This window comes from Mucilaginibacter antarcticus, assembly GCF_042686155.1.
GTDB lineage: Bacteria > Bacteroidota > Bacteroidia > Sphingobacteriales > Sphingobacteriaceae > Mucilaginibacter > Mucilaginibacter antarcticus.
This window is the reverse complement of sequence record NZ_JBHUON010000007.1, coordinates 178229-189996: the sequence shown is the minus strand read 5'-3', so window position 1 is coordinate 189996 and position 11768 is coordinate 178229. Positions and strand designations below refer to the sequence as shown.

Annotated in this window: 5 protein-coding genes, 2 tRNA genes and 3 rRNA genes; 3 read left to right on the top strand and 7 right to left on the bottom strand. The window is 45.6% G+C overall.

The window, feature by feature from the left end:
* Positions 1–522: 522 nt before the first annotated feature.
* The gene (locus ACFSYC_RS08395; RefSeq protein WP_377125650.1) at positions 523–1332 is read left to right on the top strand and encodes a 3-keto-disaccharide hydrolase; all 810 of its coding nucleotides are present in this window, start codon (positions 523–525) and stop codon (positions 1330–1332) included.
* A gap of 242 nt (positions 1333–1574) precedes the next feature.
* Here the strand turns inward: ACFSYC_RS08395 and rrf are convergent.
* The 6 genes from rrf to ACFSYC_RS08365 all read right to left on the bottom strand — a co-directional run bounded on the left by rrf (position 1575) and on the right by ACFSYC_RS08365 (position 7535).
* Positions 1575–1686: ribosomal RNA gene (gene rrf / locus ACFSYC_RS08390) — 5S ribosomal RNA — on the bottom strand.
* A 211-nt stretch (positions 1687–1897) separates the two neighbouring features.
* Positions 1898–4777 (bottom strand): 23S ribosomal RNA (locus ACFSYC_RS08385).
* 241 nt (positions 4778–5018) lie between these two features.
* Positions 5019–5095 (bottom strand) — tRNA-Ala (locus tag ACFSYC_RS08380).
* Positions 5096–5112: 17 nt separating this feature from the next.
* A tRNA-Ile gene (locus ACFSYC_RS08375) sits at positions 5113–5187 on the bottom strand.
* Positions 5188–5422: 235 nt separating this feature from the next.
* Positions 5423–6944 (bottom strand): 16S ribosomal RNA (locus ACFSYC_RS08370).
* The 16S, 23S and 5S rRNA genes sit together here with 2 tRNA genes alongside, the layout of an rRNA operon.
* A gap of 360 nt (positions 6945–7304) precedes the next feature.
* Complete coding sequence (locus tag ACFSYC_RS08365) at positions 7305–7535, bottom strand: hypothetical protein (protein WP_377125647.1); 231 nt, start codon at positions 7533–7535, stop codon at positions 7305–7307.
* A gap of 104 nt (positions 7536–7639) precedes the next feature.
* Between ACFSYC_RS08365 and ACFSYC_RS08360 the strand changes: the two genes are divergently transcribed.
* Together ACFSYC_RS08360 and ACFSYC_RS08355 are read left to right on the top strand one after the other, a co-directional pair.
* Entirely contained in the window at positions 7640–9019 is a 1380-nt protein-coding gene (locus ACFSYC_RS08360; RefSeq protein ID WP_377125644.1) for a methyltransferase RsmF C-terminal domain-like protein, read from the top strand.
* 194 nt (positions 9020–9213) lie between these two features.
* Complete coding sequence (locus tag ACFSYC_RS08355; protein ID WP_377125641.1) at positions 9214–10263, top strand: glycoside hydrolase family 130 protein; 1050 nt, start codon at positions 9214–9216, stop codon at positions 10261–10263.
* Positions 10264–10284: 21 nt separating this feature from the next.
* Here ACFSYC_RS08355 and crtD read toward each other — a convergent pair whose 3' ends face one another.
* Positions 10285–11754 (bottom strand): 1-hydroxycarotenoid 3,4-desaturase CrtD, encoded by a 1470-nt coding sequence (gene crtD / locus ACFSYC_RS08350; protein ID WP_377125638.1) that lies wholly within the window; start codon positions 11752–11754, stop codon positions 10285–10287.
* Positions 11755–11768: the final 14 nt, after the last annotated feature.

The following is an 11768-nucleotide window of genomic DNA, read 5'->3' as shown; positions in this document are numbered from 1 at the left end:
CCGTAATTGTGTAAACCTATTTTAGTACTAACTTTAAAGTGTAAACTAACACCAGTATTAACAACCAATAGTGTAAACTTTTTTCAGGACGGGTCATTTAGTTAACATGAAATCTTGTTTCATTTTGTTTCACTCCATTTTCACAAATACGTAATTACCAATACATTAACCCAAAATCTTGTTTCACTTGTTTCATCTGTGTCACACACGCGTGAAACAAACGCAACACACAAACAGCAGAACCTTCCAACAGGCACAAGCGTGCCAAAGCTGCCTCGCCCCAACCCAAGAGCGCCGGGAGGTCAGCCCACGCGGCCGGGAGTATGGCCTGTGAAGTGGCAGCGATTGGGATGACTTGATCTTTTGGATACTTTTGGATCAAGCCAAAAGTATCTGGCCATTCCGCGGCCAAGAGCGGAGGCAAGCCAAGCGCGTAAAGGCCAAAGGCGATACAAGGAACGAAGCACTATCCTTGCAATCACCAATCCCAATCCCTACATTTAACACACCAATACAACCCAAATGACTACCAAAACACGCTATACCCTTCTCCTGGCCTGCGGAGTACTGCTTGGCTGCAGCATCGGCAAACACCCCGACACCAAAAGCGCCGATAAGGGCTGGACAAGCCTGTTCAACGGCAAAGACACCAAAGACTGGACAGTCAAGATCAACCACCACGAAACCGGCGACAACTTCGGCAACACCTTCAGGGTAGTAGACGGCACCATCCAGATCCGTTACGACCAATACGGCAACTTCAACGACCAGTTTGGCCACCTGTACTATAAAACGCCGTTCAGCTACTTCCACCTGCGGTTCGAGTACCGCTTCGTGGGCAAGCTGCAGCAGGGCGCACCAAGCTATACCCTGCGCAACAGCGGCGTCATGTTCCACTCGCAAGACCCACGCACCATGCTCAAGAACCAGGACTGGCCGATATCTATAGAGATGCAGCTACTCGGCGGCCTCAGCGATGGCCGCTCAAGACCCACCGGCAACATGTGCTCGCCCGGCACCGACGTGGTGTACAAAGGCCGGGTATCACCTGATCATTGCATTGACTCCCGCTCAAAGACCTATGATGGCGACCAATGGGTAAAAGCCGAGCTCATCGTAATGGGGAGCAAACTCATCACCCACATCATTGAGGGCGACACCGTGCTGCAGTACTCAACCCCCACCATAGGCGGCGGCATAGTAACCGGCCACGACCCAAAACAGAAGATCGACGGCAAACTACTCAGTAGCGGCTACATAGCCCTCCAAAGCGAAGGCCAACCCGTAGACTTCAGAAACATTGAGATTAAGCAACTTCAGGGTAAGGAGTAAGATAAGGGCGCCATATTTCACTTGCCTTTCACCCCAAGCAAGCTTACATAAAGCCTAATGTTTACCCTCTATTTACCTACCAAAACATGGGTAAAACTGCGTGTAATCTTGAGTATTTAAGCAATGATGCATAGAATCACCCCATCAAATTTGGGGAGCATGTGGTATCCTATGGTTAGCTCAGCTCCAAATCCGATTTAACGCAAAAAAGCCTCCAATCATACGATTGAAGGCTTTATAAAATTGGGCACCGACCTACTCTCCCACGTTTTACCGCAGTACCATCGGCTCTGGCGGGCTTGACTTCTCTGTTCGGAATGGGAAGAGGTAGACACCGCCGATATAGGCACCTGAAGGTTTTTATAGCTTACATTGCTGTAAACCAATTTTGTATTTGTTAATGATCCTTGGTCTTCCGGTCTTTTCAGACTTTCCGGCTTTCGGACTACAAACAATGACATATTATTGAAAGAAGTAAGTATAAGAGAAAACAACAGTAATTAATTATCTGTCTGCTAGTTTTGGTCGGGTGAATATATTGCTATATCCACCCTATAAATCCAACACGAAGAAAGCTTCGGGCGATTAGTATTACTCGACTATGATGTCACCACCTTTATATCTATAACCTATCAACGTAGTAGTCTGCTACGGCCCTCAATGGAAGTCTCATCTTGTGGCTAGTTTCGCACTTAGATGCTTTCAGCGCTTATCTATTCCCAACGTAGCTACTCTGCAATACACCTGGCGGCATAACAGATTCACCAGAGGTTAGTCCAACCCGGTCCTCTCGTACTAAGGTCAGCCCCACTCAAACTTCCAACGCCCACAACAGATAGGGACCGAACTGTCTCGCGACGTTCTGAACCCAGCTCGCGTGCCACTTTAATGAGCGAACAGCTCAACCCTTGGGACCTTCTCCAGCCCCAGGATGTGACGAGCCGACATCGAGGTGCCAAACCTCCCCGTCGATATGAGCTCTTGGGGGAGATCAGCCTGTTATCCCCAGCGTACCTTTTATCCTTTGAGCGATGGCCCTTCCATGCAGAACCACCGGATCACTATATCCGTCTTTCGACCCAGCTCGACTTGTCTGTCTCACTGTCAAGCAAGCTTATGCTATTGCACTCCTCGTACGGTTACCAAGCGTACTGAGCTTACCTTTGAAAGCCTCCGTTACCTTTTTGGAGGCGACCACCCCAGTCAAACTACCCGCCAAACAATGTCCCCCTCAATGAAGGGTTAGACACCAAATACAGAAAGGGTGGTATTTCAACGTTGACTAACCGACTCCTAGCGAAGCCGGATCACAGTCTCCCACCTATCCTACACATCCTGTATCCGATATCAATGTTAAGTTGTAGTGAAGGTGCATGGGGTCTTTCCGTCCCGTTGCGGGTAACCGGCGTCTTCACCGATACCACAATTTCACCGAGCTCATGGCTGAGACAGCGCCCAGATCGTTACACCATTCGTGCAGGTCGGAACTTACCCGACAAGGAATTTCGCTACCTTAGGACCGTTATAGTTACGGCCGCCGTTTACCGGGGCTTCGATTCAATGCTTCGGTTTAACCCTAACATCCCCTCTTAACCTTCCGGCACCGGGCAGGTGTCAGGCCATATACGTCATCTTTCGATTTTGCATAGCCATGTGTTTTTGTTAAACAGTCGCCTGGGCCTTTTCACTGCGGCTGACATTGCTGCCAGCGCCCCTTCTCCCGAAGTTACAGGGCCATTTTGCCGAGTTCCTTAGCCATGATTCACTCGAGCACCTTAGGATTCTCTCCTCGACTACCTGTGTCGGTTTACGGTACGGGGTTTTATAACCTGAAGCTTAGCAGGTTTTCTTGGAAGTCTGATTACCTGAACTATCTCCTTACCCGAAGGCTCAGAGTACTATCGGCTTTCAGCAAATCTGGCGTACTTAACTACCAAACCTATACCTACGGCCTTTAACGAACTATTCCGTCAGTTCGCGTCAGTTTCACTACTCCGTCACTGCATCGCAGTTATAAAACGTACTGGAATATTAACCAGTTGTCCATCGGCTACGCCCTTCGGCTTCACCTTAGGCCCCGACTAACCCTGATCCGATTAGCGTTGATCAGGAAACCTTAGTCTTTCGGTGGGCGGGTTTCTCTCCCGCCTTATCGTTACTTATGCCTACATTTGCTTTTCTAAGTCCTCCACAGTCAGTTACCTTCCTGCTTCACCGGCAATTAGAATGCTCCCCTACCAGATCAATATTATTGAAATCCATAGCTTCGGTATACTGCTTAATGCCCGTTTATTATCCATGCCCGATCGCTCGACTAGTGAGCTGTTACGCACTCTTTAAATGAATGGCTGCTTCCAAGCCAACATCCTAGCTGTCTATGCAATCGGACCTCGTTAGTTCAACTTAGCAGTAATTTGGGGACCTTAGCTGATGGTCTGGGTTCTTTCCCTCTCGGCCATGGACCTTAGCACCCATAGCCTCACTCCAGCGTATATTAATAAGCATTCGGAGTTTGTCTGGATTTGGTAGGATTTGACTCCCCCGCACCCAATCAGTAGCTCTACCTCTTATTAACTCAACCGCCAGGCTGTTCCTAAAAACATTTCGGGGAGTACGAGCTATTTCCCAGTTTGATTAGCCTTTCACCCCTACCCACAGATCATCCGGAAACTTTTCAACGTTTATCGGTTCGGTCCTCCAGTACCTGTTACGGCACCTTCAACCTGTCCATGGGTAGATCACAAGGTTTCGCGTCTACCTCCTCTGACTATACGCCCTATTCAGACTCGCTTTCGCTTCGGATCCGTGTCTTAAACACTTAACCTTGCCAGAGAAGAGTAACTCGTAGGCTCATTATGCAAAAGGCACGCCGTCACGGAACAAGTCCGCTCCGACCGCTTGTAAGTACACGGTTTCAGGTTCTATTTCACTCCCCTGTTCGGGGTTCTTTTCACCTTTCCCTCACGGTACTAGTTCACTATCGGTCTCTCAGGAGTATTTAGCCTTACCAGATGGTGCTGGCAGATTCCCACAAGGCGTCTCCGACCTCGCGGTACTCAGGATACCACTATCCTATCATTACTTACTTATACGCAGCTCTCATGCTCTATGGCCAGGTTTCCCACCCTGTTCTAATTCATTTTGATATTCATATTGTGGTCCTACAACCCCTATTATGCCGTAACATAATAGGTTTGGGCTCTTTCCCTTTCGCTCGCCACTACTCAGGAAATCATTATTATTTTCTCTTCCTCTGCTTACTTAGATGTTTCAGTTCGGCAGGTTTGCGCTATTGCAACTAGTCTTCAACTAGTTAGGTTTCCCCATTCAGAAATCTTCGGATCAATTCATATTTGCTAATCCCCGAAGCTTATCGCAGCTTATCACGTCTTTCATCGCCTCTGAGAGCCAAGGCATCCCCCGTGTACCCTTTCTTACTTTCTTCTACTCATGCGCCTTTTGCGCCGCACGGTATGCTTTTTATTATTTAGATAAGTCGTCGTTTCTCCAGTTCAAGATTCAATATTCAAAACGCAAGACGAATCTTACACTTGTTTCTTTCATCAAGTTCCTTCAAAAGCCTACAACTGTCTCTATCTGTTGTTTTCTCTTGTTATTACTTCTTTCAATATGTCAAAGAACGTTCGTATTACGTCAGGTATATAATATACCCTCTGATAGATACTTGGTGGAGAATAACGGATTCGAACCGTTGACCCCCTGCGTGCAAGGCAGGTGCTCTAGCCAGCTGAGCTAATCCCCCGAAAGATTTATCTTTTGTAGTCCCGAGCAGATTTGAACTGCTGACCCCTACATTATCAGTGTAGTGCTCTAACCAAACTGAGCTACAGGACTATGTGATCTTAGATTTCTGATCTACGATTTTAGATTTCGTAAATCGTCATCGTAATCTCTTACAATCTTGTCTCCCAGATGTGATCAGTACTAATATACTGAGTGATTTCATCCTTGGGTTTACGTTTATTAGTTAATAGCATAAGCCGAAGCCCTGCTAAACTAATTTTAGAAAATAATCATATAGCAACAGTTTTGCTAACTTAATGAAAAGAAAGGTAAGATACTGCTCCAGAAAGGAGGTATTCCAGCCACACCTTCCGGTACGGCTACCTTGTTACGACTTAGCCCCAGTTATCGACTTTACCCTAGGACGCTCCTTGCGGTTACGCACTTCAGGCACTTCCAACTTCCATGGCTTGACGGGCGGTGTGTACAAGGCCCGGGAACGTATTCACCGCAGCATTGCTGATCTGCGATTACTAGCGAATCCAACTTCATGGGGTCGAGTTGCAGACCCCAATCCGAACTGTGATTGACTTTGTGAGATTGGCATCCTGTTGCCAGGTAGCTGCCCTCTGTATCAACCATTGTAGCACGTGTGTAGCCCCGGACGTAAGGGCCATGATGACTTGACGTCGTCCCCTCCTTCCTCTCTATTTGCATAGGCAGTCTGTTTAGAGTCCCCACCTTAACGTGCTGGCAACTAAACATAGGGGTTGCGCTCGTTGCGGGACTTAACCCAACACCTCACGGCACGAGCTGACGACAGCCATGCAGCACCTAGTTTCGTGTCCCGAAGGACTAGAGCGTCTCTGCTCTATTCACTAACTTTCAAGCCCGGGTAAGGTTCCTCGCGTATCATCGAATTAAACCACATGCTCCTCCGCTTGTGCGGGCCCCCGTCAATTCCTTTGAGTTTCACCCTTGCGGGCGTACTCCCCAGGTGGAATACTTAACGCTTTCGCTTAGACGCTGACTGTATATCGCCAACATCGAGTATTCATCGTTTAGGGCGTGGACTACCAGGGTATCTAATCCTGTTTGATCCCCACGCTTTCGTGCCTCAGTGTCAATAAAACCATAGTAAGCTGCCTTCGCAATTGGTGTTCTGTGACATATCTATGCATTTCACCGCTACTTGTCACATTCCGCCTACCTCTAGTTCATTCAAGCCCATCAGTATCAAGGGCACTGCGATAGTTAAGCTACCGTCTTTCACCCCTGACTTAACAGGCCACCTACGCACCCTTTAAACCCAATAAATCCGGATAACGCTTGGATCCTCCGTATTACCGCGGCTGCTGGCACGGAGTTAGCCGATCCTTATTCTCAGAGTACATTCAGCTCGATACACGTATCGAGGTTTATTCCCCTGCAAAAGCAGTTTACAACCCGTAGGGCCGTCTTCCTGCACGCGGCATGGCTGGTTCAGACTTTCGTCCATTGACCAATATTCCTTACTGCTGCCTCCCGTAGGAGTCTGGTCCGTGTCTCAGTACCAGTGTGGGGGGCCATCCTCTCAGATCCCCTAAACATCGTAGCCTTGGTAAGCCGTTACCTTACCAACTAGCTAATGTTCCGCATGCCCATCCATATCCTATAAATATTTGATCATTTTGCAATGCTGCAATGTGATTTTATGCGGTCTTAATCTCTCTTTCGAGAGGCTATCCCCCTGATATGGGTAGGTTACATACGTGTTACGCACCCGTGCGCCACTCTCATGAAGAGCAAGCTCCTCAATCCCGTCCGACTTGCATGTATTAGGCCTGCCGCTAGCGTTCATCCTGAGCCAGGATCAAACTCTCCATTGTAAAATGTTATGTTTGATTGCTCTGACCCTATTATAAATAACAGAATCTTAATTAATCATTGTATATATATCTTTATACAATATCTTACGCTAAAATCCTTCTCTTTGTGTTTGCAAACTTTAAGCCTTGGGTAAGAACTTAAAGCCCGCTACTATATGATTTTCTATTTCCTAAAAGAACTGTGCGGCTTATCCACTGTCGCAGTGGGCCTTTATATGCTTTCGCCTCGTTGCCTCGGCTTAACTATTCATTTTTTATCTCGCTAACTCTCGTTAACTTTCTGCCAGGAATTGCTCCCGGCGGCTTTCTTATTTTGTGCTCCCTTTTGATCGGGTTGCAAAGGTAACAACCTTTTTTAATTTACCAAACTTTATTTCTAAAATAATTTCTGGCCTTTTCATTCTCCGTTTCCTGACGATATTCTGTTTCGGATCGGGCTGCAAAGGTAGAAGTAAATTTCAAATCTCCAAAGTTTATTTTAACTTTTTTGATCTTAATTTTTCGCTTTGCGTTTTTAAATAACAACCGTTCTTTTCTGTTGAGCGGGATGCAAATGTAGAAAGAATCCGCACATCTGCCAAGGGTTTTCATCACTTTTATTAACAATGTTTATAACATGCTGAAAAACAACGACAATAAATTACGTCTACACCCAAACAACATGGCAGTTTTTGATTTCGTATATTTGAAATCGTATGCAAACACATCAATTCCCCACTCATTTTATAGAATCGTTGGCCCAGGAACCCGGTTTCGACCGTGATAGTTTTATCGACACGCACCAAAATTCTGCCTTATTAACGTCAATCAGGACTAATCCGTTTAAAAAAACGACACATAAAACGGGAGAACAGGTACCATGGTGCGCCGAGGGGCTTTATTTAGATACCCGCCCCTCTTTCACTTTCGACCCATTATTTCATGCAGGAAGTTATTATGTGCAGGAAGCGTCATCTATGTTTATCGCTTATATATTAAAATATATAAAAGCAGACGAAGCGGTCAAAATATTAGACTTGTGTGCTGCACCGGGCGGAAAAAGCACGTTAATCAATTCTGCTATGACGGCCGACGACCTATTAGTGGCAAATGAAATTATTAAAACCCGCGTGCCGGTCCTGGCAGACAATTTAAGCCGCTGGGGAACGGCCAATACTATTGTTACTAATAACGACCCTAAAGACTTTGCCAGACTTCACGGCTTTTTTGATATTATATTAGTAGATGCGCCATGTTCGGGCTCCGGGATGTTTCGTAAAGACCCGGCCGCGATGGATGAATGGAGCGAGGCTAATGTTAAGCTTTGCCATCAAAGACAGGAGCGCATTTTGACAGATATATATCCTACCCTGGCCGAAGATGGCTACCTTATATATAGTACCTGTTCTTACTCGCACCAGGAAAACGAGGATATACTGGATTGGCTCTGTGATGAATTTGAATTAGAAACGGTGCGCATACCTATTGACAGTGATTGGGGAATAGTTGAAACGGAGTCGCCCTTGAAAAAAGCGTGGGGATACCGGTTTTACCCGGATAAGGTTAAGGGCGAGGGCTTGTTTGCATCGGTACTTAGAAAAAGGGAAAGCACCGATAATTTAGTATCGTTTAAAAACAACAGAAATCAAAAGGTAGATATTACCGGCTTGGAAATGGTAAAAGCCTATGTCAATCAGCCTGCCAGTTACTACTTTTTTAAAGTTAATGATGATTGGTTGGCTATAAACAACCAGCATAAAGAAAGTCTGAACTTACTGCAGCACCATTTATATATCAAAAAATCGGGGGTACGTATTGGCAAATTAGCAGGTAATGACCTTATACCTGACCATGAATTGGCATTGAGTATAATGGTTAATAAAGAAGCCGTTTTGCAAACCGAGCTGACTTATGACGAAGCGATAGCTTACTTGCGCAGAGACAATATTAGCAATAACACCACCAATAAGGGCTGGAGCTTGATGACTTTTGAAGGCCAGGCATTGGGTTGGGCTAAGTTATTGCCTAACAGGATGAATAATTACTACCCCAAAGAGTTGCGAATTATGACTTCTCCTCCCCCTAAACAAGCGTAAGTTTGATATAGCCTTTATATTAGTAATATATAGTTTGCTTTGCTAGTAACACTGATTAGCCGCCCTTAGATGTAGTGGTTACTTCGCATGTAAATGCGATTCGCTTGCCTGTAGTGATAAATGCTCGAATATTAATCTGTAAAAACTTATGTTAATACAGGCTGTTTAAGCTCTATATAATAATATAGTAAGTTATGTCTGATATCGCTAAACGTTTCCCCGAGAACCCATTGTTGAGGCCAATTGATTTAAACCCCAGTGAAGAAGGCCTGCAAATTATTTGCCTGCTTAACCCGGGAGTGTTTACGTTTGAAGGCAAAATTTGGCTGATTTTGCGGGTGGCCGAGAACGCGGTGCAAAAGGAGGGCTCGATATTTTTCCCGGTGCTGAACGAACTTGGGAAGACCGAAATTATTGAGCTGCCGTCAGAACATCCCGAATTGATAACTACTGATCCACGTGTGATAAGGTATATGGGTCTGGATTATCTGACCACGCTATCGCACCTGCGATTAATGTGTAGCGACGATGGAGTGAAGTTTTATGAACCGGAGGGATATCCCCCATTATTTGGCATAGGCAAATTAGAGTCCTTCGGCATTGAAGATTGCCGGGTTACATATTTGGAAGAGAAATATTATTTAACCTTCACATCTGTATCTGGTAATGGCGTTGGCGCAGGCATGCGTACAACTACCGACTGGAAGACTTTTGAAAGGCATGGCATGATACTGCCACCACATAATAAGGATGTAGCAATTTTTGAGGAAAAAATAAACGGTTTATATTATTGCCTGCATCGCCCAAGCAGTGTAGACATTGGCGGCAACTATATCTGGCTGGCACAATCGCCCGACGGTATACATTGGGGTAACCATAAATGCATTGTAAAAACCAGGTTGGATAATTGGGATAGTCAGCGCGTTGGCGCGGGCGCCGCACCTATTAAAACCGAAAAGGGTTGGCTGGAAATTTATCATGGCGCCAATAAAGAGCATCAATATTGCCTGGGCGCAGTGTTGCTAGACTTGAATGATCCGTCTAAAGTACTGGCCCGCACAGGTGACCCGATAATGAGGCCTACCGAACCTTATGAGTTAAGCGGATTCTTCGGTAATGTGGTATTCACCAACGGCCACATCGTTGATGGAGACACCGTTACTATGTATTATGGTGCGTCTGACGAATTTGTGTGCGGGGCAAAATTTTCTATTAAAGAGATATTGGCTGCTTTGGGTGTGTAAGTCTGACATATAAGACGATGCCTAAATGGCCTCGCTCACAATCTTGGCAGACAGTAAACATAGCGGTATGCCCCCACCCGGATGCACGCTGCCACCGCAGAAATACAGATTTTTTATTTGTGCCGATTGGTTGCGATGGCGCATAAAGGCAGCGAACTGTGAGTTGGAACTGTTACCATAAATGGAGCCTTGATAAGATAATGTCCGGGTTTCTATATCCCGCGGGTCCAATATGCTTTCGCTTATGATAAGTTTGCTCACATCCTCGTTAAGCAAACCCGATAGTTTAGTAAGGATATTCGCGCGGGCTGCTTTTACCGGCTCATCCCAATTTTGACCGCTGTTTGATGGCACAATGATCATAACAAACCAGTTCTCGCAACCCGGCGGGGCGTCTTTAGGCCTTAATTTTGAGCTGATATTGATGTAGACCGTAGGGTCATGGTAGATATTTTTTTCTTTCCAGATCTGATCGAACTCGGCTTTATAATCGGCACTGAAAAATATGTTGTGCAGGTCAAGCTGCGAAAATTTCTTGTTTATTCCCCAATAAAAAACCAAGGCCGAACTGCTGCGCTCTTGTTTCAATGTTTTTTGGGGATGTAACTTCGGATGATTCTTTAATAGCGTATTATAGGTAAACCAAACATCCATATTAGAAATTACAATATCGGCATTAATCACGTTGCCTAGTACTTTAACACCCTTTGCGGTTTTACCATCTAATAATATCTCGTCAACGGGCGAATTGTAATTAAACTTTATACCCAACTCGCCCGCCAGTTTAACCAAACCTGTGATAATAGCATACATACCCTCATTTGGAAAGTACGCCCCCATTCCCTGTTCTAAATGCGGAATTACATTTAAAGTACCGGGTGCGGCATACGGGTTTGAGCCGTTATACGTGGCGTATCTATCATAAAACTGCACCATGCGCTCGTCTTTAAACATTTGTTGATTAGCTTCATGCATGGTTCGGGTAGCGTCAAGTTTTTCAAGGTTTAACAACGTCTTTAATCCTGCTTTGGTAAACAACATCTTTAAACCGCCAAACGCCCGTTCTAAAAAAACAGGACTGGTTAGCTCATAAATGGTTGCACTTTTTGCAGCTTGATTTCGTAACGCGTCGCGATTCTCAGTGGTATGCGTGGTAATTTCCTGCTCAAACTTTTCGCGATCGGCGTAGGCAGTGAGCTTGGTGCCGTCCGCATAAAAATATTTACAAATCACATCCAGCTGTTGGTACTCAAAATAATCAGCAGGTTTTTTACCGGCCAGTTCAAACAAATCGTCAATATATTGAGGCAAGGTAAGAAGGCTTGGCCCGGCATCAAACCTAAATTTGTCTTTATTGATCTCGGCCAGTTTTCCGCCTGGTGATGTGTTAACCTCAAAAATTTCAACAGCGTAACCCTTAACCGCCAATCGAATGGCGGCAGCAATTCCTGCTATACCGGCACCTATAACGACTGCTTTTTTTGAGGACATACAGTAAACTTAAG

Bases quoted from the DNA above. Each gene is read 5' to 3' on its own strand.
- crtD (WP_377125638.1), bottom strand. From the start codon at position 11,754: ATGTCCTCAAAAAAAGCAGTCGTTATAGGTGCCGGTATAGCAGGAATT.
- ACFSYC_RS08355 (WP_377125641.1), top strand. From the start codon at position 9,214: ATGTCTGATATCGCTAAACGTTTCCCCGAGAACCCATTGTTGAGGCCA.
- ACFSYC_RS08360 (WP_377125644.1), top strand. From the start codon at position 7,640: ATGCAAACACATCAATTCCCCACTCATTTTATAGAATCGTTGGCCCAG.
- ACFSYC_RS08365 (WP_377125647.1), bottom strand. From the start codon at position 7,535: ATGAAAACCCTTGGCAGATGTGCGGATTCTTTCTACATTTGCATCCCG.
- ACFSYC_RS08395 (WP_377125650.1), top strand. From the start codon at position 523: ATGACTACCAAAACACGCTATACCCTTCTCCTGGCCTGCGGAGTACTG.